Annotated in this window: 26 protein-coding genes and 1 riboswitch; of the genes, 19 read left to right on the plus strand and 7 right to left on the minus strand. The window is 42.3% G+C overall.

Annotation, left to right across the window (positions count from 1 at the left end):
• The first annotated feature begins 253 nt into the window (after nucleotides 1-253).
• Both MKY93_RS08210 and MKY93_RS08215 read left to right on the plus strand, forming a co-directional pair.
• On the plus strand, nucleotides 254-2,146 hold the full coding sequence (locus MKY93_RS08210) for an LTA synthase family protein (RefSeq protein ID WP_221835023.1): 1,893 nt from the start codon (nucleotides 254-256) through the stop codon (nucleotides 2,144-2,146).
• 97 nt (nucleotides 2,147-2,243) lie between these two features.
• Nucleotides 2,244-3,302, plus strand: coding sequence for a YqgU-like beta propeller domain-containing protein (locus MKY93_RS08215; RefSeq protein ID WP_340758770.1), 1,059 nt, complete (start codon nucleotides 2,244-2,246; stop codon nucleotides 3,300-3,302).
• Between the two features lie 50 nt (nucleotides 3,303-3,352).
• On the opposite strand, the gene MKY93_RS08220 is transcribed toward MKY93_RS08215, so the two are convergent.
• A complete protein-coding gene (locus MKY93_RS08220; RefSeq protein ID WP_009496822.1) occupies nucleotides 3,353-3,535 on the minus strand; it encodes a DUF2759 domain-containing protein in 183 nt (60 codons plus the stop codon).
• A gap of 158 nt (nucleotides 3,536-3,693) precedes the next feature.
• On the opposite strand from MKY93_RS08220, the gene MKY93_RS08225 reads away from it, so the two are divergent.
• On the plus strand, nucleotides 3,694-4,329 hold the full coding sequence (locus tag MKY93_RS08225) for an MBL fold metallo-hydrolase (RefSeq protein ID WP_078816546.1): 636 nt from the start codon (nucleotides 3,694-3,696) through the stop codon (nucleotides 4,327-4,329).
• Nucleotides 4,330-4,380: 51 nt separating this feature from the next.
• Here MKY93_RS08225 and MKY93_RS08230 read toward each other — a convergent pair whose 3' ends face one another.
• Entirely contained in the window at nucleotides 4,381-4,623 is a 243-nt protein-coding gene (locus tag MKY93_RS08230) for a DUF2626 domain-containing protein (protein ID WP_009496820.1), read from the minus strand.
• Nucleotides 4,624-4,967: 344 nt separating this feature from the next.
• On the opposite strand from MKY93_RS08230, the gene comGA reads away from it, so the two are divergent.
• The 11 genes from comGA (at nucleotide 4,968) to gcvPB (ending at nucleotide 13,501) form a co-directional block, all read left to right on the plus strand.
• Entirely contained in the window at nucleotides 4,968-5,972 is a 1,005-nt protein-coding gene (gene comGA, locus MKY93_RS08235) for a competence type IV pilus ATPase ComGA (protein ID WP_340758771.1), read from the plus strand.
• A complete protein-coding gene (gene comGB / locus MKY93_RS08240) occupies nucleotides 5,962-7,014 on the plus strand; it encodes a competence type IV pilus assembly protein ComGB (protein WP_340758772.1) in 1,053 nt (350 codons plus the stop codon). Before comGA ends, comGB begins: the two co-directional genes overlap by 11 nt.
• A 17-nt stretch (nucleotides 7,015-7,031) precedes the next feature.
• Nucleotides 7,032-7,355 carry a competence type IV pilus major pilin ComGC gene (gene comGC, locus MKY93_RS08245; RefSeq protein ID WP_009496817.1) on the plus strand — a complete coding sequence of 108 codons (324 nt, stop codon included), beginning with the start codon at nucleotides 7,032-7,034 and terminating at the stop codon, nucleotides 7,353-7,355.
• Nucleotides 7,356-7,362: 7 nt separating this feature from the next.
• Nucleotides 7,363-7,797, plus strand: a complete 435-nt coding sequence (gene comGD, locus MKY93_RS08250) for a competence type IV pilus minor pilin ComGD (RefSeq protein WP_340758773.1) — start codon at nucleotides 7,363-7,365, stop codon at nucleotides 7,795-7,797.
• Nucleotides 7,790-8,089, plus strand: a complete 300-nt coding sequence (locus MKY93_RS08255; RefSeq protein WP_009496815.1) for a hypothetical protein — start codon at nucleotides 7,790-7,792, stop codon at nucleotides 8,087-8,089. Before comGD ends, MKY93_RS08255 begins: the two co-directional genes overlap by 8 nt.
• Complete coding sequence (comGF, locus tag MKY93_RS08260; protein ID WP_221835020.1) at nucleotides 8,086-8,520, plus strand: competence type IV pilus minor pilin ComGF; 435 nt, start codon at nucleotides 8,086-8,088, stop codon at nucleotides 8,518-8,520. Before MKY93_RS08255 ends, comGF begins: the two co-directional genes overlap by 4 nt.
• A complete protein-coding gene (locus MKY93_RS08265) occupies nucleotides 8,501-8,680 on the plus strand; it encodes a hypothetical protein (RefSeq protein WP_009496813.1) in 180 nt (59 codons plus the stop codon). Before comGF ends, MKY93_RS08265 begins: the two co-directional genes overlap by 20 nt.
• Before the next feature lie 2 nt (nucleotides 8,681-8,682).
• Nucleotides 8,683-9,189: a shikimate kinase gene (locus MKY93_RS08270; protein ID WP_340758774.1), complete on the plus strand. Its 507-nt coding sequence runs from the start codon at nucleotides 8,683-8,685 to the stop codon at nucleotides 9,187-9,189.
• Between the two features lie 137 nt (nucleotides 9,190-9,326).
• Nucleotides 9,327-9,419: riboswitch (glycine riboswitch) on the plus strand.
• A 148-nt stretch (nucleotides 9,420-9,567) separates the two neighbouring features.
• Entirely contained in the window at nucleotides 9,568-10,668 is a 1,101-nt protein-coding gene (gcvT, locus tag MKY93_RS08275) for a glycine cleavage system aminomethyltransferase GcvT (protein WP_078816551.1), read from the plus strand.
• 21 nt (nucleotides 10,669-10,689) lie between these two features.
• Entirely contained in the window at nucleotides 10,690-12,036 is a 1,347-nt protein-coding gene (gene gcvPA / locus MKY93_RS08280; protein ID WP_340758775.1) for an aminomethyl-transferring glycine dehydrogenase subunit GcvPA, read from the plus strand.
• Entirely contained in the window at nucleotides 12,029-13,501 is a 1,473-nt protein-coding gene (gene gcvPB, locus MKY93_RS08285) for an aminomethyl-transferring glycine dehydrogenase subunit GcvPB (RefSeq protein WP_009496809.1), read from the plus strand. The genes gcvPA and gcvPB overlap by 8 nt, the downstream gene beginning before the upstream one ends.
• Before the next feature lie 46 nt (nucleotides 13,502-13,547).
• Here gcvPB and MKY93_RS08290 read toward each other — a convergent pair whose 3' ends face one another.
• Together MKY93_RS08290 and MKY93_RS08295 are read right to left on the minus strand one after the other, a co-directional pair.
• Nucleotides 13,548-14,813, minus strand: a complete 1,266-nt coding sequence (locus MKY93_RS08290; RefSeq protein ID WP_340758776.1) for an ATP-binding protein — start codon at nucleotides 14,811-14,813, stop codon at nucleotides 13,548-13,550.
• A gap of 61 nt (nucleotides 14,814-14,874) precedes the next feature.
• Nucleotides 14,875-15,228, minus strand: coding sequence for a rhodanese-like domain-containing protein (locus MKY93_RS08295; protein WP_425516826.1), 354 nt, complete (start codon nucleotides 15,226-15,228; stop codon nucleotides 14,875-14,877).
• Between the two features lie 171 nt (nucleotides 15,229-15,399).
• Between MKY93_RS08295 and MKY93_RS08300 the strand changes: the two genes are divergently transcribed.
• Together MKY93_RS08300 and MKY93_RS08305 are read left to right on the plus strand one after the other, a co-directional pair.
• Nucleotides 15,400-16,233, plus strand: a complete 834-nt coding sequence (locus tag MKY93_RS08300; protein ID WP_040758114.1) for a lipoate--protein ligase family protein — start codon at nucleotides 15,400-15,402, stop codon at nucleotides 16,231-16,233.
• A gap of 162 nt (nucleotides 16,234-16,395) precedes the next feature.
• Nucleotides 16,396-18,957, plus strand: a complete 2,562-nt coding sequence (locus tag MKY93_RS08305) for a vitamin B12-dependent ribonucleotide reductase (RefSeq protein WP_009496805.1) — start codon at nucleotides 16,396-16,398, stop codon at nucleotides 18,955-18,957.
• 126 nt (nucleotides 18,958-19,083) lie between these two features.
• Here the strand turns inward: MKY93_RS08305 and MKY93_RS08310 are convergent, their stop codons facing one another.
• The 3 genes from MKY93_RS08310 to MKY93_RS08320 all read right to left on the minus strand — a co-directional run bounded on the left by MKY93_RS08310 (nucleotide 19,084) and on the right by MKY93_RS08320 (nucleotide 20,764).
• The gene (locus tag MKY93_RS08310; RefSeq protein WP_340758777.1) at nucleotides 19,084-19,476 is read right to left on the minus strand and encodes a hypothetical protein; all 393 of its coding nucleotides are present in this window, start codon (nucleotides 19,474-19,476) and stop codon (nucleotides 19,084-19,086) included.
• Nucleotides 19,477-19,480: 4 nt separating this feature from the next.
• Entirely contained in the window at nucleotides 19,481-19,627 is a 147-nt protein-coding gene (locus MKY93_RS08315; protein WP_340758778.1) for a hypothetical protein, read from the minus strand.
• Nucleotides 19,628-19,768: 141 nt separating this feature from the next.
• The gene (locus MKY93_RS08320) at nucleotides 19,769-20,764 is read right to left on the minus strand and encodes a DUF1385 domain-containing protein (protein ID WP_009496803.1); all 996 of its coding nucleotides are present in this window, start codon (nucleotides 20,762-20,764) and stop codon (nucleotides 19,769-19,771) included.
• Nucleotides 20,765-20,886: 122 nt separating this feature from the next.
• Between MKY93_RS08320 and MKY93_RS08325 the strand changes: the two genes are divergently transcribed.
• The 3 genes from MKY93_RS08325 to MKY93_RS08335 all read left to right on the plus strand — a co-directional run bounded on the left by MKY93_RS08325 (nucleotide 20,887) and on the right by MKY93_RS08335 (nucleotide 22,886).
• Nucleotides 20,887-21,309, plus strand: coding sequence for a hypothetical protein (locus MKY93_RS08325; protein WP_340758780.1), 423 nt, complete (start codon nucleotides 20,887-20,889; stop codon nucleotides 21,307-21,309).
• Nucleotides 21,310-21,384: 75 nt separating this feature from the next.
• Nucleotides 21,385-21,831, plus strand: a complete 447-nt coding sequence (aroQ, locus tag MKY93_RS08330) for a type II 3-dehydroquinate dehydratase (protein WP_340758781.1) — start codon at nucleotides 21,385-21,387, stop codon at nucleotides 21,829-21,831.
• Nucleotides 21,828-22,886 carry a M24 family metallopeptidase gene (locus MKY93_RS08335; RefSeq protein ID WP_340758782.1) on the plus strand — a complete coding sequence of 353 codons (1,059 nt, stop codon included), beginning with the start codon at nucleotides 21,828-21,830 and terminating at the stop codon, nucleotides 22,884-22,886. The genes aroQ and MKY93_RS08335 overlap by 4 nt, the downstream gene beginning before the upstream one ends.
• Nucleotides 22,887-22,905 lie beyond the last annotated feature (19 nt).

Raw genomic sequence — 22,905 nt, forward strand, 5'->3', positions numbered from 1 at the left:
TATCTGTTAGGCAACTATCAATTATGCTTTTGCATAAATGGGACCGGATTATATTCGAGCTTGCCTGAAAAGCTCCTGTAAAAAATCCGTAATGTGCGCCAAAGGCTTTATCTGAGTTCAGCAAGCGTTTGAGCATCCACTGAACAGTAACAAAATTGCATTCACTTCATTACCTATAGAGGTGGGAGTTTTCTGCTGAATTTAGATAAATAACACTACAACTCTTTATTTAGATATGAAAGGAAGAGAAGGAATGAGAAAATTCGAATGGCCAAAGCATTCCGTACTCATTATCGCCGTGATTGCAACTTGGTTGACTACTTATATCGGGTATCTCACCAGTTTTAATATGAAGATCGATAATGCGATGCAACAGTTTATATTATTTATTAATCCACTAACATTCCTGTTGTTTGTGTACGGAATCGCCTTGTTTATCAAAAAAACTAAGACAAGAAATCGATATATAGTAACAGTTAGTTTGCTGACATCGATTATTATGTTCAGTAACGCTGTGTTCTATCGCTTTTTCACAGACTTTATTACACTGCCATTGCTATTCCAAACGAATAACTTTGCAGATTTGACTTCATCAATTACAGAGAACATGAGATTTCTAGATGTGTTCTTCTTCACAGATGTCATCATTGTCTTGCTGGCAATTCGCTTCATACCACAAGAGCCGGTTCAAGTAACAGGGCGAAAAGTGGGGCGTAAAGTCTATTTCGCGGCGGCAGCTACATTGCTGATGTTCAACTTGGCGATGGCAGAAGCACAGCGCCCACAACTTCTGACTCGAAGCTTTGACCGTGAGTTGCTTGTGAAAAACATCGGGACGTATAACTATCATCTCTATGATTTATTTGTCCAATCGAAATCACACGCACAGCGAGCTTTCGCAGATGGAACTGAGTTGACGGAAATAGAGAACTATGTAAAAGCCAATCACGCGCAGCCGGATCCTGAAATGTTCGGCGTGGCAAAGGACCGGAATGTTATCATCGTTTCACTGGAGTCCTTGCAGAACTTTGTGATCAACAATGAAATGGACGGCCACGTGATTACGCCGTTCTTAAACGAATTAACAAAAGACAAAGACACATTTTACTTTAATAACTTCTACCACCAAACAGGGCTTGGTAAAACATCTGACTCTGAGTTTATCGTAGAGAATTCACTATATGGTCGTAACGGAAGTGCAGTATTCTTCACACACAGCGGCAATACGTACGATTCCCTATCCAATCGCTTGGGTGAAAATGGTTATTCCACAAGTGTTATGCACGCGAACAGCAAAAGCTTCTGGAACCGCGATATCATGTACAAAGCAATGGATATTCAAAAGTTCTATGACGTGGAGAGCTACTCAATCGAAGAAGGTCAAGCTGTTAACTGGGGTATGAAAGATATTCCGTTCTTTGATCAATCTGTAGAGTTGATGAAAGATATGAAGAAGCCATTTGCTACACGAATGATTACGTTGACGAACCACCACCCGTTTGACTTGGATGAAGAAGATAAGTTGATTCCTGAATACACTTCGAATTCCAATACATTGAATAAGTACTTCCAAACTGTTCGTTATATGGACGAAGCAGTGAAAGGGTTTTTTGAGGACTTAAAAGAAAATGGCTTGTATGATAATTCCATTATTATCATGTACGGAGACCACTACGGAATCTCCGAAAACCATAACAAAGCGATGGGTATGTACATGGATAAAGAAATTACACCTTTCGATAATGCGGAGCTGCAAAAAGTTCCTATGTTCGTTCACATTCCAGGTTACGGAAAAGGGAAAGTAATGGATGAACTTTCAGGGCAGCTCGACTTGCGTCCTACAATTCTTCACTTATTAGGTATCGACACGAAAGCAGATATGCAATTTGGATCTGACGTGTTTTCACCAGATCACGAACCGTTTGTCATATTCCGTGATGGCCGATTTGTGACAGATAAAAACATCTACACTCAGGAAGTCTGCTATGATATCGAAACAGGAGAGCCGACAGATGAAGCGCAATGTGAGCCGTATGTAGAGCGTGCCACAACTGAGTTAAATTACTCAGATACGGTCATCAATGGCGACTTGCTTCGTTTCAAAGATCAGAAAGATGGCAGTCCGGAGATGAAAGAGAGAGAATAAGTTGATGGAGCTGCGCGGTCGCCTATGCCGCGCAGCTTTTTTCATTTTCATTTAATACATCTTGAAAAGGGGAAACGTTTTGAAGCAGACAATCATAATGATCTTACTAGCTCTTTTTCTGGTGGGCTGTGAGCAAAATGAAATAGAGAAAACGGAAGAAAAGAACCCGCTTGTGGTTGATGAAGAAGTATTGTCTGTTAAAACATTGAAAACATCCGAGGAGAACTTGCGGTTTGTGGCGGGCTGGCTTGACGATATGAATATAGCTTATGTAGATCATCATGATGCAGAAGACCGTCTTCAGGTATTCAACTTAAAGACGGGAGGAATACATACGATCTATACGGATGCTTCGATAATTTCTGAAGTACTGATACATCGATCAAAAAAACAACTGCTTGTCAAAACATCAGATACTTCTACAGAGGCGAATATGACTGTGATAGATACAGAAGGCCAAGTGCTGGATGAATTAACTGTCGATTCGTCGGAACTTGAGATTCAGTGGAACGATGCAGAAGCGTCCAAACTGTTGATTTCTGCTTTTCGAGAAGACTGGAGTTATCAGGTTTTCCTATATGACATGAGTGAAAAATCTTTAGAACCTATCGAATTGACTGATCCATTTCCACAATGGATGGGAGAAGATCAGCTCGTTTACCTAGAAGACACTACTATAGTAAAGGAATCGCTTCAAACGAGTGAGAGAAGTGAGCTAGTCACCGAGGTTAATCGCTTTCATGCTTCATCAGAACAACTAGTTGTGGAGATACCTGACGAAGAACAAACACGCTTTACAGTTCTCGATGCAAATGGGGAAGAGAAGCATTCATGGCAGGCTGAACATCCATCGGAAACAATGGAGGATGTTGAATTCACAGATGACGATAATATTATTATGTCAACTAATCTTTCGTCCGATGATCAAGATGGTATGTCTACAATGGTTCAAGTCATAGATGGGGAAGCGATAAAGCGATATGATCCTGAGGTGGAAGGCGGTCTGCTGAATTGTTCACCAGACGGCGGAACGTGTCTTGTAGGCTACCGTATGGATACACTGATTGATCTAGAGACGGGAGGAACCACACAGTGGTTGCAACTCAATGAAGAGGAACCGGTGATTGAAACAGCAGAAGCAATAACGGAAGAATAAAAAATAAGGACATCCTCCAGTATAGAGGTGTCCTTATTTTTTGGAACTGATTATTTGTGTAGCTGTGGCGGGTATCCTGAATATATAACGGTAGCAATTGTAAAGCCTCCGATAACGACAACAGTTACCACATTGAAAATTATACTTAATACATTCCGCTCTTTAAAAGCTTGGACCGTTCCAAAGACTGCTAAGATTGCAATCAATCCAAAAATGACGACCAATAAGTTCATTGAGTAGACACTCCTTTCAACATTGAAAAAATGAATGCCGTATAGCGATATTCCTCCTCTATTGTACTGTTAAACAAACGTTTTGTCGAGATTAAATAATGACGATTGTTTGAAATATGAGCAAGGTTTCATTAATATTAGAAAAAGAGGTGAGTTAATTGAAGATACATATACATCCATTAGGTCCAATTCAGACAAATTGTTATGTAATTGAAGATGAAGAGAAAAATTGTTTGGTGTTTGATCCGGGTGAAGAAGGCGAGGCATTGCTTTCTGAACTGCAAAAGTTATCACTAAAGCCTGTCGCGATCATGCTGACCCATGCACATTTTGACCATATTGGTGCAATCGAGACGATTCGAAGTGCATACGATATCCCGGTCTACGTGCATGAAGCTGAAAAAGATTGGCTAGGCAACCCGCAGCTGAACGGATCAGGGAAATATCCGATGTTCCCGGACGTGATTTGCAAACCGGCCGATATTTTATTGAAGGATGAAAAAAACCTGCAAGTGGGGCCTTTCACGATGGAGGTCCGCCATACGCCGGGCCATTCGCCTGGAAGCGTGTCCTATGTCTTTGCAGACGAGGGATTCGCCATTGTGGGGGATACGCTATTTAGAGGTAGTATAGGGCGTACCGATCTTCCGGGAGGTCATACAGAAACGCTTTTGTCTTCTATCCACAACGAATTATTATCATTAGATGAAGAATTGATGATTTATCCGGGACACGGCCCGGCGACGACACCTGGTATCGAACAAGATCAGAATCCGTTCCTGCATGGATTTTAAAGCAAAACAAAAAACAGCTCTCGTGATGAGGCTGTTTTTTGTATGTACGGATTAGTGTCCTCCACCTGGTACATGAATAAATATGGAATAGTAACTGAAACCAACCATGAAGATCATTAAGTATGCTCCGAATAAGTACATGTACATACGCTCTGAAAGTTTCAAGTATCCAAGTAGTACGAAGAAGATAGTGCTTGCGACTAGCAGTAAAGAAGCAGGAATCATGTGTCCAACATAGAACATGACCGCAAAAATACCTGTCCAGAATCCGCAAAGTTTGAACATATTATCCATCTACGCGTCCCTCCTTCACAACAATACAATAAGCTCTTATCCATTATAATAGAACGTCAGCCTAAAAGTAAACTCCAATCAATTTCACATTGTGACAAAAAAGTGTACTTGTTTCGGTGACTTAGACATTAGCTATCCTCAGTATAGCAGAACCATCCAATAAAAATAATATGAAAATTCATTTTCTCTGTGATTTTGAGTTCTAAAAATACATTTTGTCCTCTTATTCACGATGATAATTAAATTGTCTTAAATGAATACAATTTTCCAACAATTCATTTCCGATGTATACTCCTGCGTAAGATGAAAAGTGGTCTTTCATCATACGGAGAAAGGGGAGAATTATGGAAATTATAGCGAATCCAATAGAAAAAACGTGTTTTCAGTTACTGGAGAAAGCAATTCATTTAGAGGCTACAGATATCCATTTTGTGCCGACCGCTGAAGGTTATGATGTGACCATTCGCAAGCATGCATTATTCTCGAAAATTGGCCAATTCCCCCATACATTAGGCGGCCGTTTGATTTCGTTTTATAAGTTTTTATCTTCGCTGGATATTAGTGAACAACGCCGGCCTCAAAGTGGCTCCTTTCATCGGTCGTTCTCTGACTACAACTTTTCTTTTCGTATATCAACCATTCCGTCTATTCAATTGCGGGAAAGTGTCGCCATCCGTATCCAGAAACATGACAAGGTTGTACCCCTTCAAGATTTGTGTATAAATCCCCAGTGGAGTAGACAATTATCAGAAGCTGCTGCTCATAAGCAGGGATTATTTCTTGTCACCGGCCCGACTGGTTCAGGCAAAACGACGACATTGTATTCACTGACGGCTCATTGTGTGAACGAGTTAAAGCGCCATGTGATTTCATTAGAGGATCCAGTGGAGAATAAGCACAGTCATTTACTGCAAATCCAAGTGAATGAAAGATCCGGCATTACATATTCTGCCGGATTGAAAGCTATTTTACGGCATTCGCCTGATGTCATCATGATTGGTGAAATACGGGATGCAGAAACAGCCCAAATTGCGGTAGAAGCTGCTTTGACAGGGCATCTCGTACTCAGTACGATCCATGCGAAAGATCCGGTAGGCTGTCTTTATCGATTGCTTGATCTAGGAGTTCACTTAGAAGAACTTAGACAAACGCTCATCGCGATTTCCGCCCAGCGCTTGATTACAAAGCAAACAGGCGAAACAGCCGCCATTTTTGAAATTTTGCAAGACCCATACATCGAACAAGCGGCAGAAGCAATCTCGAAAGGACATCGTTTTTCAATGCCATCTGAACGAAAAATCGATATACAGTCAGCTTTCTATGAAAGAGTGCTAAACAATGGTGTCTAAACTTCTTGGCAGACGTTCGCCTAAGAAAAAGCTGGTGAAGCCTGCAGAGTTTTTGCATAGACTATCTGTTTTGCTGCGGGAAGGTTACACGTTTCATGAAGGACTGATTCTTATCTTGCCTTATCATTCAAAAGAATACGAAAAGAAATTGGCGAAAGTTGAATCCGAATTAAAAATGGGTTTCGGTGTCTCCTATATATTAAAAAGCTTGGGATTCAGCAAAAGTATTATGTTGCCGATTGTCATTGCAGAAGTCGATGGAAATTTAGTTCGCGCTTTGAACGAAGTGGCAATGCGTGTCAACCGTACCGCTGAAAAGCAAAAACAACTACGTAAACTGCTAGCCTATCCCGCTGTTTTATTTTCACTTTTATTCGCGTTGTTGGTTGCTTTTCGCCAGTTTTTCCTGCCGAACTTTGAAGCATTAACTTTGATGCGTGCTAGTCAAGAATCTGGTGTGGTCCGGTATTTACCTCGACTGGTTTCCTCTATACCGGATTTAATTTTGCTCCTGATAACGACAGCAGGTATTGCAATGTTGGGCTTGAGAATCTGGTTGAAGAAACTGACAGCTGAGCAAATGCTGAAGCAGCTTTTACGTGTTCCCGGGCTTGGCCCTTTTTATAGTGCGATGAAGACGAGAGATTTCGCTAACGAGCTAGGCAGTTTACTACAATCCGGTTTGTCGCTGCAAAGCGCACTGAATGTCTTGGTAGAGCAAAAAGAAGATCCAATTTTATCTGCAATATCAGGACAGCTGAGTGCCCACGTCATCTACGGGGAACCATTGCATGAAGCCATTCGGTTAACAGATGGTCTCTCCAGTAGCTTAGCGGATTTTGCGAAACATGGTGCAGACAGTGGATATTTACCGAAGGAGTTACTGATTTACAGCCAGCATACAAGCGAACAGTTAGAAGAGAAGATGAACAAAGGAATTGCTGTTTTGCAACCAGCCTTATTTGGCATACTGGCCGTTTGTATCTTACTATCCTATTTGTCGATCCTACTTCCTGTTTACCGCATGATCGATAGTATTTAAAGAGGAGGAAATAGAAATTGGTAAAAAGATTTTTAAAGAACGAACAAGCTTTCACTCTAATCGAAATGATGATCGTTTTACTTATTATTACTATTTTAGTTCTTATCGCCATACCAAATGTCACAAAACATTCGAAATCAATAGATGAAAAAGGCTGCGGTGCTTATGTGAAAATGGTGGAAGGACAAATACAAGCGTATAAGATGGATGAAAAGAAAACTCCTAGTTTAGCAGATCTCACGTCAAAGGACTATTTACCCGAAACTCCGGTTTGCCCGGATGGCAGCTCATTAGAAATCGATGCGGAAGGTAAAGTGAAGGTTGCAAAGGCAGGAGGATAAACGCATATTGCAAGGAGAACAGGGTTTCACATTCCTGGAGCTTTTACTCGTTCTTTCCATCATCGTTATATTAACTGCGGTCATTCTGCCGTTCAGTGAAAAACGTCTCCTCCAGGTGACTGAAGAAGACGCATTGAAATCGTTTATGGTGGCAGTCCATGAGACGCAGTTGTATGCCATTACGCATCAAGAAGCTACTCGAGTTGAGTTTAGGGATGAAGGAAATGGTTATAGGGCGTATAGTAGTGATAGGACGATATTATTAGAAGGCAAATTTCCAGAAGGAATGATGAAAATCCCGAACGATGGCTTAAGAGATTTGAGTTTTAGTCCTTCCGGGAATATGTCTCCGACAGGCAAAATCAAGATTCGCACAAAAAAATCCGGGCAGAAAACAATCAGTTTTCAGTTTGAAAGGGGAAGGATGATGATCAGTGGATGAAAAAGGACAATCTTGGCCGGAAGCGATGCTGTCCTTAGTAATTATCCTGGTGATTTTTAGCTCGCTCTTGCCTATGGCTACGAAGTTAACATCCTCTGTCCTTATCAAGAAAAACGCCATGATTGCCGCCGAAACAAGCTTTCAGGCTGCCATTCATTTTCGGGCAAACGGCCAGCTTTCAGGCAGCAGAACGCATGAAGGCCGTGACTATCATTGGACGGTGTCTGGCGGAGAAATCTGCGTAACGTACGAAGAAGTACGAGGACTTGGCAGTAAATGTGTGAACCTATGAAGAATCTGGATGAAAAAGGGTTTTCATTATTCGAGAGTATAATTCATTTGATGATTTTTTCTATCCTTATCCAGTTAACGGTTCTTTTCTTTTATTGGAAAGCACCTATTGAAACGAGTTACCAGAATGATTTTCTAGGTGAGTGGGAGTTATTCTCTTTAGAACTCCAGCAATTATTGGAAGAAGTGGAGTTTGTCGCAGTACCTACAAGTACTAGTGTCTCGTTTGCAACGGAGAGGGGGTTGGTTACCATTCAAGTATACCAGCGGCTGATTCGAAAGCTCGTAAATGGACAAGGCCATGTACCTTTATTGATTGGTGTGAAATCATGTGAATTTATAGTGGATGGCAATCGCTTGCACGTATCTGTAGAAAAGGTTGACGGGACCAAGAAAGAAAGGACGTTTGCCATTGGATTATATACAGAATGAAAAAGGAGGGATGTTTGTTTTTGCCATTGTCCTATTATTTTTCGTTAGCCTCTTTCTTTTCTCCCTCGTTTCATGGCATGATAGTCTTTATGGAATATACGATTCTCTCGAACGCTATTATGAGCGAGAAGCAGTCGAATTAATGAAACGGGATGGATGAAAATGAAAAGGATTTACTTAGTAGGATTCATGGGGTGCGGGAAAAGTGCGATTGGTAAAAGACTTCATACGCTTACAGACATTCCATTCTATGATATGGATCATGTCATTGCAGATCAGATGCAATTGACGATACCTGAAATCTTTGATCAATATGGAGAACCATATTTTCGTCAATTAGAAACTGAGTTTTTGCGCTCGTTTCCTGAAGAGTTTTGTATCGTCGCAACAGGTGGGGGCGTGGCAGTAAAAGAAGAAAATATACAGCTTATGAGAGAAACCGGCATGGTGTTTTTCTTAAATGCCTCGTTCCGGGATATTTGGCGAAGAATATCGACTGATGTCAATCGGCCGATTGTTCAACAATCTTCGCGAATGGAGCTAGAGACATTGTACAAGAAACGAAAGCCTAAATATTTGCAGGCCAGCCATTTCACAGTAGAGACGACTGGGAAGTCATTGACAGAAATTGCAGAGTATATTATCTTTCAAATAGAAAGATATCAATAATTATTAAGTTAGAAGGCGAACGATGATTAGAACGTTTTTATTATCATTCGTCTTCTGCGTGCTTTCAGAAATAGATTGCGCTTTCTTATAATTAATGTTAAGATATCAGTGACAAGTAAGTTAATTAAATAATGCGAATGATTGCATGGGGAGAGCGCGCATTGGGCGCCGCCGAAGGAGCAAGTAACGAATGTTATGAATCTCTCAGGTAAAAAAACGCATGCAGGACGCATCTCTGGACAAGACCGAAGAAGTTTTCAGGCAAAAGGACAGGGGTTCTCTTATCACAGGGGACCTCTGTCCTTTTTGATTGAACTATTACATACTGATCGATCATCTTAACATCAGCGTCGATCAGACAATGAAGGAGGAAACAGATTGACGAATCAATTATTGCGCACCCCATTATTTGAAAGTTACAAAAAGTATGGAGGTAAGACAATCGATTTTGGAGGTTGGGAATTACCTGTTCAGTTTTCGAGCATTAAAGCTGAACACGAAGCAGTTCGTACAAAAGCGGGTTTATTTGATGTTTCTCATATGGGTGAAGTGCTGGTCAGCGGAAGCGGAGCTCTGGAGTATTTGCAAATGCTCGTCACAAATGATGTATCGAAACTAGCGATTGGTCAAGCTCAATATACAGTGATGTGTAATGAACAAGGCGGCACCATCGACGATTTTTTAATTTATAAGTTAGCGGAAGATCGCTATTTGTTAATTGTCAATGCTTCCAATATCGATAAAGATGTTGCTTGGATGGAACAGCAGAAAACAGAGGATGTTGTCATTGACAATCAATCCACGGATTATGCATTATTGGCATTGCAGGGTCCGGAGGCTCAGACAGTGCTGCAAAAACTGACAGATCAAGCTTTAGAAGAGATTAAATTTTTCCGATTTAAAGAGCATGTACAAGTGAGCGGAGAAGACGTACTCATTTCACGCACAGGCTATACCGGGGAGAATGGGTTTGAAATCTATGGGGCACCACAAGCCATTCAAGCATTATGGCCGAAGATTTTACAGGCGGGTGAAGCGGAAGGTGTCGTGCCTGCAGGACTTGGCGCCCGGGATACTTTGCGTTTTGAAGCTGGACTTCCATTGTATGGTCAAGAACTGTCGGCTGATATTTCACCTCTGGAAGCCGGACTTGGTTTCGTAGTGAAATTAAACAAAGAGGTTGATTTCATTGGAAAAGATGCATTAAAGATGCAGAAAGAGCACGGCTTGCTTAGGAAGCTTGTGGGACTTGAAATGATTGATAAAGGAATTCCGCGCACAGGTTATAAAGTTTTTTCGGACGGTCTGGAAATCGGTCAGGTGACGACGGGTACTCAATCTCCTACATTAAAGAAAAATATCGGATTTGCATTGCTGGCTATCGATTATACAGAACTTGGAACTGAGGTAGAAGTCGAAGTCCGTGCAAAGCGGTTGAAAGCTAAAGTGGTTGAAACACCTTTCTATAAAAGATCATAAGGGAAAAGGGGCAGAAATATTATGAAGCATCGTTATCTTCCAATGACGGAGCAAGACCAGAAAGATATGCTGAACGTGATCGGAGTCTCTTCAATCGAAGAATTGTTTTCAGCTATTCCTGAAAAAGTCCGATTTACTGGGGAGTATAATATAAAACAAGCCAAATCTGAAACTTCATTGTTAAAAGAACTTAGCCGCTTGGCTGCTAAAAACGTGAATGCACAGGACTATGCTTCTTTCCTGGGGGCGGGTGTCTACGATCACTATAAGCCGATCATTGTCGATCATGTCATTTCGCGTTCAGAGTTTTATACGGCTTATACACCTTACCAGCCGGAGATTTCGCAAGGGGAATTGCAGGCGATCTTTGAATTTCAAACAATGATTTGCGAATTGACGGGTATGGACATTGCGAACTCTTCCATGTATGACGGCGGAACTTCATTGGCTGAAGCGGGAACTCTGGCGGCTGGGTATACACGCAGGAAAAAACTACTCGTTTCTTCCACTGTTCATCCGGAATCTCAAGCTGTCGTCCAATCGTATGCTAACGGGCAATCTATTGAAACTGTGACCATCCCAAATACAGACGGCGTGACAGACATTGAGAAACTTACGGAATTGATTGACGATCAAACGGCTGCTGTGCTCGTTCAATACCCGAATTTTTATGGGCAAGTGGAAGATCTTCAGAAAATGAGTGAAATCGCGCATGCGAACGGTGCTTTGTTCGTTGTATCTGCGAATCCGCTTGCACTCGGAGTTTTAACGCCTCCAGGAGCTCTTGGTGCGGATATTACTGTAGGGGATGCTCAGCCGTTTGGGATTGCAGAATCATTTGGCGGCCCGCATTGCGGCTATTTTGCAGTATCGAAGAAGTTGATGCGTAAAGTGCCGGGCAGATTAGTCGGAGAAACGACGGACGATCAAGGGCGCAGAGGCTATGTATTGACTTTACAAGCACGTGAGCAGCATATCCGCCGCGATAAAGCGACTTCTAATATTTGTTCGAATCAGGCTTTAACAGCACTTGCAGCATCCGTTGCAATGACGGCACTTGGCAAAAAAGGAATTAAAGAAATTGCTTATCAAAATATCGCTAAAACAGCTTATGCCCGTCAGGCGTTTGAACAGGCCGGCTTTAAAGTGAAATTTGGTCCAGCACACTTCAATGAAATCGTCATTGATTGCAAAGCACCTATTAAGGAAGTTAATAAGCATTTGCTCGGATCGGGCATCATTGGCGGGTATGATCTCGGTTTGGTCGATGAAAAATTGGCCAATCATGCGTTAATTGCCGTAACAGAACAACGTACAAAAGAAGAAATCGATGCACTCGTGCAAGAACTGGAGGCTTTCCATGCATAACGAAAATCAACCACTCATTTTTGAAATGTCAAAAGCTGGACGTGTCGGTTACAGTTTACCCGAATTGGATGTACCTGAAGTAGATGTAGCGTCTATTTTGCCGCAGCCACTCATTCGTCAAGTAGACGTTGAACTTCCGGAGGTAGCGGAACTGGACATCATGCGCCACTACACAGCGCTATCCAGACGGAACCACGGAGTAGATTCAGGATTTTATCCGCTCGGTTCTTGTACAATGAAGTACAACCCGAAGATCAATGAAGCCGTCGCACGTTTCCCTGGTTTTGCACGTGTTCATCCACTGCAAGATGAATCAACGGTACAAGGTGCTTTGGAAGTAGCATATGATCTGCAGGAACATCTGGCTGAAATTACAGGTATGCCGGCGGTCACATTACAGCCTGCAGCCGGGGCGCACGGTGAATGGACGGCATTGATGATGATCCGTGCTTTCCATGAAGCAAACGGCGATACGGAGCGGACAAAAGTGCTTGTGCCTGACTCAGCTCACGGTACGAATCCTGCTTCTGCCACAGTGGCTGGTTTTGATACGGTGACAGTGAAGTCGAATGACAACGGACTGGTGGACCTGGAAGATTTAAGGTCTAAAGTAGGCAGCGATACGGCCGCGTTGATGTTGACGAATCCGAATACGCTTGGTCTGTTTGAGGAAGATATTCTAGAAATGGCGGAAATCGTTCACGGAGTGGGCGGCAAACTGTATTACGACGGAGCGAACTTGAACGCTGTTATGTCAAAAGCACGGCCAGGCGATATGGGCTTTGATGCGGTTCATTTGAACTTGCATAAAACATTTACGGGTCCACACGGCGGCGGTGGCCCAGGTTCTGGTCCAGTTGGCGTAACGGAGGAATTGGCCGCGTTCATGCCGAAACCGATTATTGCGAAGAAAGAAGATCGTTATGTTCTTGATTATGATGTACCGCAGTCAATCGGCCGCGTGAAACCATACTACGGTAACTTCGGTATTTATTTACGCGCTTACACATATATCCGTACGATGGGTCCGGATGGCTTGAAAGCCGTGACGGAATACGCTGTGTTGAATGCCAACTATATGATGCGTCGTCTGGAGCCTTATTTCGATTTGCCGTATACACAACATTGTAAACACGAATTTGTGTTGTCGGGTCGTCGTCAAAAGAAATTAGGCGTGCGCACGCTCGATATGGCGAAACGCCTCCTGGATTTCGGTTACCATCCGCCAACGATTTATTTCCCGTTGAATGTTGAAGAGGGCATGATGATTGAGCCGACGGAAACAGAGTCTAAGGAGACACTGGATGCGTTTATTGAGGCAATGATTCAAATTGCTAAAGAGGTAGAAGAGAACCCTGAAATCGTCCAGGAAGCACCGCATACGACAGTAATCGGCCGCTTGGATGAAACAAAGGCAGCTCGCAAGCCGGTATTGCGTTACACGAAGGAGAAGCTTAACCAATAAGAAAAGGAGAGACGGAATGACTCGTCTCTCCTTTTTTACGCGAACATTAAAATCCGATAGAAGAATCGGTATCCCAATCATTTCGAGTGGCTTGCCTATGTTGTTTTTGTAGTTGCCGGATGCGTTCATTATAAATAATAATGCCTTCGTAATGGTAGGTTAGGGCAATCGACATATACAATTCATTTAATTGAGAGATCGATAAGCCTTTTGTTTTTTTAGCTATTTCATTCGTTGCGTTGTCATCCAATAGTTTCTTGCGATCAAGTTTTTCGATATATTGTTTCCGTACTTCTTCAATAGGAGAGACGATTTCATACGTACTATCGAAGCGGCCTGCCCGATTGATTAAAGCAGGGTCAATCCGTTCGGGATAGTTCGTCGTGCCAATGATGAATAAACCGTCTCTGACGTGCACACCGTCTAATATATTCAAAAAAGTACTTCGCATATGTTCTGGCATAGAGTCAATATCCTCAATAACGAGAATTGCAGGCGCCAGCCGTTCCACTGTAGAAAACACTTCCTGTACGGAATGACTCCCTGTGAATTCCGTGATTTGCCAATAAACAACAGGTGCGTCAGTTGTTCCGGTAATCGAGCGAACAAGTGTCGTTTTGCCGTTGCCCGGAGAGCCATAGAGCAAAATTCCTCGTTTATATGGCAATCCGTATTCTTTGAAAAATGCACCGTCGTCATGGAAAAATTCATCGATTGAGCGGTAAAGCTCGTTTTTTAAATGCTCATCCAATAATACGTCGCTTCGTTCAATTTGTTCTCCTAAGCCGTAAGTTTTCTTTTCGATTCCTTCTTCCGTGTCGACTAAATACGTGATATTCGTCTTCATCGACTCGCGTTGCAGATTATTCAATTCTTCAATAAAGTTCTTCACATGCTCTGCCGACGGAGCGAAGACCGTATGTTCCGACCAAGTAGAACCAGTGGCGACATAATAGCTAATATTCGCGATCGCTATTTGATGGTCAGGAAAAAAGATCAACTGATTGTCAATTGTTTCAGCGCTTTGTAAAGCAAAACCACTTGTTGATCCATCTTGCTGAATCTTTTCTGTGGGCAGCGTCTCATAAATGTGGCAAAGTGATTGATAGGGCAATTTTTTACGATGGATCAGTTCAGGGAGCATCGTCTCTGTATACGAAGCGAATTCATCTACTTGGACAATCCGCCAATCCGCAGCGGAGTGCTTGTTAAGTTTATTTATAATGGCCTGGATGATGACGCTGTAATTTTGGTAATGAGGCAATTTTTCATAGTGGTCCGAGCTGAGAGAGATTAAAAATTCCTGTTTCATCGATTGTGTAATTCTCCTTTAGAAATAGTAAATCCTCCCGGTTAAGGAGGATCTAGTATTATTATTTTGTTTTGATCTTGCCTGTCCACTGCTTGAACCCGCCACGTAGTTGATAGATTTCCGTACAACCTTTTTTCTTAAGGAATAAAGCTGCGCGGCCTGTACGGCTAGTGTTTTGGTCGTAAAGATAAATCGGCTTATCAGGACGTATTTCTCTATAGCGCTGGGTAAACTGAGTGAATGGAATATTTCGTGCACCTAAAATATGTCCAGCGTCGAAATCTTTTGGTTCACGGATGTCAATCAGTTGTGCTTTTCGGTATCCTTGAATGAATTCTTCCTGTGTTAAAGTGGTAAGAGCTTTTCCCACCCGAACATATGTAATAACGAAATAAAGAATGATCGCGAGCACAATGGCTCCTAAAATATAATACGTCAAAAAACTTCCCCCTTTTATCAATATCTCTAGTATAAAGATTTTCTAGCATCAGTTCAATCGGAATGATAAAATGTAATGCGTTATTGTTTTTTTCGTTCACGATTTCATATAGCATAAATGCAGTACGATAGACGAAGGAGAATGAATATGACAAAAGCAGTTTGGCATTATGTGGATTCGGGTAAGTGTACACCTTCTTTCAATATGGCGCTGGATGAAGCGCTTCTTGACTTACATAGCCGTGGGGAAATCGGACCGGTTCTGCGTTTTTATGAATGGTCTCCCGCAACATTATCCATCGGTTATTTTCAGCGTATAGAAAAAGATATCGATATGGAAAAGGTAAAAGAACTGGAGTTGGGCTTTGTCCGCAGACCGACGGGTGGCAGAGGCGTTCTGCATGAGCATGAATTGACTTACAGTGTGATTGTCAGTGAGCACTATAAAGGAATGCCGGAATCCGTCACAGAAGCATATCGTGTGATCTCAGGCGGTCTGCTCCAAGGCTTCCGCAACTTAGGTTTGCAGGCGGAGTTCTCCATTCCGGATAAAGACGTGACGGACCAATTAAGGAACCCTAAGAGTGGGGTTTGCTTCGATGCGCCAAGTTGGTATGAATTAGTGGTGGAAGGAAAAAAAGTCGCGGGCAGTGCGCAGACACGTCAAAAAGGAGTGATTCTTCAACACGGTGCCATACTGATGAGTCTAGATGTAGACAAGCTGACGTCTATTTTTAAATATTCATCTCCGGAGTTGAAGGAACGTGTGCGCAGAACATTGCCAGACCGCGCAATTGCAATTGATCGGCTGACAGATCGAGACATCACAGTCGATGAATGCAAAGTGGCCTTTTCGCAAGGCTTTGAAAAGGCATTGGATATTTCATTGGAGCCACTCGAATTAACGGAAGAACAAATGGCATTGGTGCGTCAAATTGAGAATGAAAAATATGCCAATGATGACTGGAATTACAAAAAGTAAAGTTAGTTCTTTTGCTTTATTTTTTTAAAGGAAGGTTGTTGTATCAATCTTTTTAAACTCGAATACAAAATTTGTGGATTGACAAAGTTTCAAGATATAGTAGATTAGGGAATAGAGAGAACACAACATGTTGTGTTCTATGAAGTCGAAGGAGGATGTTATATGGTTACGGTTTCGAAACAAGGCGAGCCATTTCTGGACAAAAAGCAGTTAAATGAGGACATTTCACAATTTCATCAAGTGCACCCGATCACTGAGGATATGAAACTGACGCATAGCGGGGTGTCGCGTCTCGTGATGATCGATCGCTATTCATTTAAAGACACTGAAAAAAAGACGTTGAAGGTAGGAGACTTTGTTGTCTTGACAGTTAGGGAAGATCCGAAATTCCCTGCACGCGGATTGGGATATATTACAAAGTTGGACAAGGCAGAAGGGAAGGCGGAAATTTGGATCGAAGAAGAATACCGCTCTTCCATTGACGATCCTGAGGAACAACACAAAGGAATCATCTCGCGGCCGTTAGATGTGCTAGAGAAACCTCTTGAAGTGTATTACGAACAAATCGCAAAACGGAATGCGACAGGCTTAGCTACTGTAGAGAAAACAGCGGACAGAAGAACGCAATCGTATGAGATGTTCTACGAGCAGTTGAAATCATTAAATTTTGTTCCAGCTGGACGAGTTCTGTACGGAGCAGGTTCGGAAACGGATGTTACATTCTTCAATTGTTACGTCATGCCTTTCGTTCCGGATTCTCGTGAAGGAATTTCAGATCACCGCAAGCAAGTGATGGAAATCATGAGTCGTGGCGGCGGTGTAGGGACGAATGGTTCGACATTGCGACCGCGAAACACACTGGCACGCGGAGTGAACGGAAGATCTTCTGGTTCTGTTTCGTGGCTGGACGATATTGCAAAATTGACACATCTAGTTGAGCAGGGTGGATCAAGACGTGGAGCACAAATGATTATGTTAGCTAACTGGCACCCTGACATTTGTGAATTTATCATCTCCAAGATGCAGAATCCGCGAATTTTGCGTTATTTGATCGAAAACACGGAAGACGAGTTAATTCAGAAACTCGCGAATGAAAAATTGAATTTCAAACCATTGACACCGCAAGAAGAAGCGATGTATCAAGGTATCACGAATTATAAGCAAATTCCTGGCCAAGGCGGCTTCAACGATGCAATCATTCGCGATGCAGAGCTGAAATTGCAGGATGGCGGAACATATACAGTTCATAATCCGGAATTTTTAACAGGTGCGAATATTTCCGTTACATTAACGGATGATTTCATGAAAGCCGTGGAGGAAGACGGCGATTACGATCTTCGTTTCCCGGCAGTTGAAAATTATTCACCTGAAGAAATGGTGCATTACAACGAACAGTGGCATGAAGTCGGTGATGTGCGCGAATGGGAAAGACTTGGTCACGAAGTCCGCGTGTACCGTACGATCAAAGCCCGCGCATTATGGGATCTTATCAATATTTGCGCAACATATTCTGCGGAACCGGGAATTTTCTTTATTGATAATGCGAATGACGAAACGAATGCGAAAGCGTATGGACAGCAAGTTGTAGCGACGAACCCGTGTGGTGAACAACCACTTGCACCATATTCTGTCTGTAATTTGGCAGCTGTCAATCTTGCTGAGATGGCAGATAAAGAAACGAAGACAGTGAACTTCGAGAAATTAAAAGAAACCGTTCGAATCGGTGTGCGCATGCAAGATAACGTCATCGATGCAACCCCATATTTCTTAGAAGAAAATAAAGTACAAGCCCTTGGCGAACGCCGAGTAGGACTGGGCGTCATGGGACTCGCAGATCTTCACATCTATTGCGAAAAAGAATACGGATCGCCTGAAGGCAATCAATTGGTGGATGAAGTATTTGAAGCGATTGCGACTACTGCTTACCGCGAATCAATTGAACTTGCGAAAGAAAAAGGAAGTTTCCCATTCTTGATTGGCAAGACAGATGAAGAAACAAAAGCATTGCGTCAGGCATTTATTGAGACAGGTTATATGAAACGTATGCCTGAAGATATTCGAGAAGCGATTCTAGAGCATGGTATCCGAAACTCCCATTTACTGACAGTTGCTCCGACTGGGTCCACTGGAACAATGGTTGGAGTTTCTACCGGCCTTGAACCATATTTCTCCTTTACGTATTACCGAAGCGGACGTCTCGGTAAATTCATCGAAGTGAAAGCGGAAATCGTAGAAGAGTATTTGCAAAACAATCAAGATGCTGATCCGGAAAATTTACCAAATTGGTTTATTTCATCAATGGAGCTTGCACCTGAAGCGCATGCGGACGTACAATGCATCATCCAGCGCTGGATCGACAGCTCGATATCGAAAACGGTCAACGCGCCGCGTGGCTATACTGTTGAGCAAGTCGAGAGCGTCTATGAAAGATTGTATAAAGGTGGAGCAAAAGGCGGCACAGTATATGTCGACGGCAGCCGTGATTCGCAAGTCTTGACTCTAAAAGCGGAAGAAAATATTCCGGATACAGAAGAGTTAGTAGAAGTCACGGAACAGCCGAAAGTCGTACTCGTCAATACGATTCAAGCATTGCGTTCTACTAACGTCACAATCGGCTCTGAAGTAGGCGATACATGCCCGGTCTGCCGACAAGGTACAGTTGAGGAAATTGGCGGATGCAATACGTGTACGAATTGCCAAGCGCAATTGAAGTGTGGGCTGTAAGGAAGAAACATCTGGTTAATTCGAGTACAATAAAACACAAAGACCGCTAATTCATAATGGATTAGCGGTCTTTACAATGTGTATATACCTAACGTTCAGAAGTGTTGATGTAAGAAGAGATACGACTTATTCAATTGAGTTGGCAATCTCAACCAATGTATCAGCTGTTATTTTAGAAACTCTTTTATCAATTGCGAGCACGTATTGCCAATGATCATGTTCAAAAATCAAAAAATTAAATAACGGATGCTCAATATAAAGGGCTTTTTGTCCATTTGTAAGTGTGTAATCTTTCTGATTGGCATTACTTTTAAAAGTTAATGTATTCTCCAAAGGTAGGATAACAATTTTATAATGGTTTTCTACAATTTCACTATTAATAAACTTGATTTCCAAAGAGTCATTGAGGTTGTATTCGGTGTCTTCGGAAAATCTTCCTAATTGATGAGTGAAAGAAATAGAAGACTTGATCTTTGGCAATTTTAAAACATGGTTAAAATGACTTTCATACTTTTTCACTGTTTCATCCGGGGATGTTATATCCAATTCGAGTGTACACTTCCTCAAGGGAGGGCGGTATATTGGATGAATTCACTTTAGCTGTTCCATAAATCAATACGGAAACTACTACACCAAATAAAACCGGTAGAACCGAAAAAAACTTTTTCAATTTCATCATCCTAAATTAAATTTGAGTATAGTATGTTCCGCATAATTTCAATCATACTTTCACGGTAAAGCTCCGGTTTGCCTAGAATCAAAAACACCCCAAAAGTCAGGATACTACCCGACCTCTGAGGTGCCATTTAACTTATGACAGAATCGTTACAGGTTTCTGTTCATCCACTGCTTCTTTTTCAACCGCCACTTCCGAGTTCAACGCACTGACCCCGTATTGTTCCACTTCCAATAACTTCTCGAAAGAAGCAATCGCTACTTCCACTTGCTTATCGTCCGGCTCTTTTGTTGTCAGTAATTGCAACCAAAGTCCAGGATAGCCTAGATAACGAAGAACAGGTACATTTCGTACAGCATTGGTTAGCTGAAGTACTTCAAAAGAAACCCCCAACACGACAGGAATCAATAAAATCCGGTTGACGACACGCAGCCAAAGCGGGTCGGTTGGAACTAGGAAATAGATGAACATTCCAACGATGACTGTAAACAATATGAAACTGCTGCCGCATCGATAATGCAGTCTGGATTGCGATTGGACATTTTCAACCGTCATCTCCATATGGTTCTCATAGTTGTTGATCACTTTATGTTCCGCACCATGGTATTGGAAAACACGTTTGATGAGCGGGGTCATAGAAATAAGACCGATGTATGTCAGCAGAAGGACTAACTTGAAAAAACTTTCCAGCATAATCTGTGCGGTTTTACCAGGCGCTACCGACTGGAATAATTCAGCCAAGAAGACTGGCACGAGCGTAAAGACGAACTTGCTGAATAAAAATGTCAGCACTCCGACTGCGGCTACACCTAAAACCATTACGAGCTTCGATGTTTCTTCTTCTCCTTGCTGTTCATCTTCTTCTCCTGGCATCACATCATAGCGGTCACTCGCAAATGTTAGATGTTTTGAACCATTCCCAGCAGATTCGATCAACGCAACAATTCCCCGAATTAAAGGGATTTTCTTGAGTTTTTGACGGACGGGATGTTCTTCCCTCGGTACATGAAAATATTCAATCGTATCATCTTTCCTGCGAATGGCGGTTACCGTATCCTTTTTACCGCCAAACATTACACCTTCTATAAGTGCTTGTCCTCCGTATGCAGGAGGAGTTTTAGGTTTACCCATTACATACCCACACTTTCTGTCGTTAGAAACGATATCTATAGTGTACTAAAAAAACTGAAAATGCACCATTGAGATGTTTAAAAACAGCAAAAAAATCCGACAATGAAGCAGGAGGGATTATTATGCGAATAACTGCAACACACTTTTGGACAGCTCTGATGGCTGCTGTCTTATCTATCTTTTCATTAAAATTTCTGCAAGTCTTCAAATTTATCAAATGGTCTCCAGTCGGTTGGTCAGAAAGATTACACATATTCACTACGACTCCGGGCTGGTTCAAGTGGACTTTATTAGGAATTGTCTGCTTCGTACTTTTTTTTCTTTTATATATGATCGCGCTCTTTACATCCAAAATTCCACCTTCAGTATCGTCTCTGATCATCACCATCATTGCGCTGTTTTTCATTGAATGGGCAATCCATGTAAACGCAGAATTAACAATGAAGCAATTTTTGAAAAAACTATCCATCCCATTTGCTTGTCTACTCGCGATGGTCGTCCGATTTGTTATCGGCACATCCGTCTATATGAGAAAAACGTTTTAAAACAGAAATAGAATTAGTTTGTCAGCCTAACTCATTGTGCTAAAATAGGAAGGAAAATGAGTGGGAGGGAATTAGATGGAACTGTTACTGTTAAATGGTCCGAACTTGAATCGTTTGGGCAAGAGAGAGCCTGATATCTACGGGGCGGAGACATTGGCAGATATAGAAGCAAGAATTCAGCGGTTGGCTGACGAATCAGATATAGGACTGTCTTGTTTCCAATCCAACGTAGAAGGAGAACTCATCAATCGGATCCACGATGCAGAAGATGCGGGAATTAACGGAATCATCTTTAATCCAGGTGCGTTCACACATTACAGCATTGCGCTCCGGGATGCCATTGCATCCATATCTGTTCCAGTAATCGAAGTCCATATCTCAAATATACATACCCGCGAAGAGTTTCGTCATACCTCTGTCATTGCGCCGGTTGCGGCAGGGCAGCTTTGCGGATTTGGTACAGCAGGATATGATCTCGCCTTCCATGCATTTCTGCTAAAACGAGAGGGGAGAACGTCTTGAAAATTGAACAACTGCGCAAACTGTTAGAAGAACAAGAATTGGATGCATTACTCATTACGAGCCCTTACAACCGCCGCTATATGACCAACTTTACAGGTTCTGCGGGATCCGTGATCATTTCTCGCAACGACGCCGTTTTCATTACAGATTTTCGTTATATGGATCAAGCGAATACTCAGCTTACAGGCTATCGTATCGTGCAGCATACAGGAACGATGATTCAAGAAGTCGCCCATCAAGTGAAAGAAATGAAAATCAGCAAATTAGGGTTCGAAAAAGAGCATCTTAGCTACAGTCAATTCCAAATGTATGATGAACATGTAGATGCACAACTAGTCCCTGTTGCCGGCCTGGTGGAAAAACTTCGTCTGATTAAGACACCGGAAGAAATTGAAATATTAAAGCAAGCTGCCGCCATTGCGGATGCTGCGTTTGTTTATATTTGCTCCGTCATCAGAGCAGGAAAAACAGAACTGGAAATCGCCAATGAACTGGAGTTTTTCATGCGCAAGCAAGGCGCAACATCCTCTTCATTTGACATCATTGTCGCTTCGGGCGAAAGAGGGGCTTTACCACATGGGGTTGCTTCTGATAAAGTGATTGAGAATGGTGATTTTGTTACAATGGACTATGGTGCGCTCTATAATGGATATATTTCTGATATTACCAGAACAGTATCTGTAGGCCAGCCTTCTGCTAAACTAGTAGAGATTTATGATGTGACATTGACCGCACAGCAATTAGCGGTTGAAAATATCAAGCCTGGCATGACAGGGATTGAAGCAGACGCAATTGCTCGCGGTTACATCAAGTCAAAAGGCTACGGAGATGCATTCGGTCATTCAACGGGTCATGGGATTGGCATGGAAGTCCATGAAGCACCCGCCTTATCGTACCGCTCAGAAACGGTCTTGGTGCCGAATATGGCCGTGACGGTGGAGCCGGGGATTTATTTGCCTGGGATCGGCGGTGTTCGGATCGAGGATGACATTCTGATCACTGAAACGGGCAATGAACGATTGACTAAGTCTACAAAAGAACTGCTTATTTTATAATCGATTAATTGGAGGAATA

The organism is Sporosarcina sp. FSL W7-1283, assembly GCF_038003105.1.
GTDB lineage: Bacteria > Bacillota > Bacilli > Bacillales_A > Planococcaceae > Sporosarcina > Sporosarcina newyorkensis.

What these genes read in the sequence shown, in the direction of transcription:
- MKY93_RS08210 (WP_221835023.1), top strand. Translation starts at nt 254, where the DNA reads ATGAGAAAATTCGAATGGCCAAAGCATTCCGTACTCATTATCGCCGTG.
- MKY93_RS08215 (WP_340758770.1), top strand. Translation starts at nt 2,244, where the DNA reads ATGATCTTACTAGCTCTTTTTCTGGTGGGCTGTGAGCAAAATGAAATA.
- MKY93_RS08220 (WP_009496822.1), bottom strand. Translation starts at nt 3,535, where the DNA reads ATGAACTTATTGGTCGTCATTTTTGGATTGATTGCAATCTTAGCAGTC.
- MKY93_RS08230 (WP_009496820.1), bottom strand. Translation starts at nt 4,623, where the DNA reads ATGGATAATATGTTCAAACTTTGCGGATTCTGGACAGGTATTTTTGCG.
- comGA (WP_340758771.1), top strand. Translation starts at nt 4,968, where the DNA reads ATGGAAATTATAGCGAATCCAATAGAAAAAACGTGTTTTCAGTTACTG.
- comGB (WP_340758772.1), top strand. Translation starts at nt 5,962, where the DNA reads ATGGTGTCTAAACTTCTTGGCAGACGTTCGCCTAAGAAAAAGCTGGTG.
- comGF (WP_221835020.1), top strand. Translation starts at nt 8,086, where the DNA reads ATGAAGAATCTGGATGAAAAAGGGTTTTCATTATTCGAGAGTATAATT.
- MKY93_RS08270 (WP_340758774.1), top strand. Translation starts at nt 8,683, where the DNA reads ATGAAAAGGATTTACTTAGTAGGATTCATGGGGTGCGGGAAAAGTGCG.
- gcvPA (WP_340758775.1), top strand. Translation starts at nt 10,690, where the DNA reads ATGAAGCATCGTTATCTTCCAATGACGGAGCAAGACCAGAAAGATATG.
- gcvPB (WP_009496809.1), top strand. Translation starts at nt 12,029, where the DNA reads ATGCATAACGAAAATCAACCACTCATTTTTGAAATGTCAAAAGCTGGA.
- MKY93_RS08290 (WP_340758776.1), bottom strand. Translation starts at nt 14,813, where the DNA reads ATGAAACAGGAATTTTTAATCTCTCTCAGCTCGGACCACTATGAAAAA.
- MKY93_RS08300 (WP_040758114.1), top strand. Translation starts at nt 15,400, where the DNA reads ATGACAAAAGCAGTTTGGCATTATGTGGATTCGGGTAAGTGTACACCT.
- MKY93_RS08305 (WP_009496805.1), top strand. Translation starts at nt 16,396, where the DNA reads ATGGTTACGGTTTCGAAACAAGGCGAGCCATTTCTGGACAAAAAGCAG.
- MKY93_RS08320 (WP_009496803.1), bottom strand. Translation starts at nt 20,764, where the DNA reads ATGGGTAAACCTAAAACTCCTCCTGCATACGGAGGACAAGCACTTATA.
- MKY93_RS08325 (WP_340758780.1), top strand. Translation starts at nt 20,887, where the DNA reads ATGCGAATAACTGCAACACACTTTTGGACAGCTCTGATGGCTGCTGTC.
- aroQ (WP_340758781.1), top strand. Translation starts at nt 21,385, where the DNA reads ATGGAACTGTTACTGTTAAATGGTCCGAACTTGAATCGTTTGGGCAAG.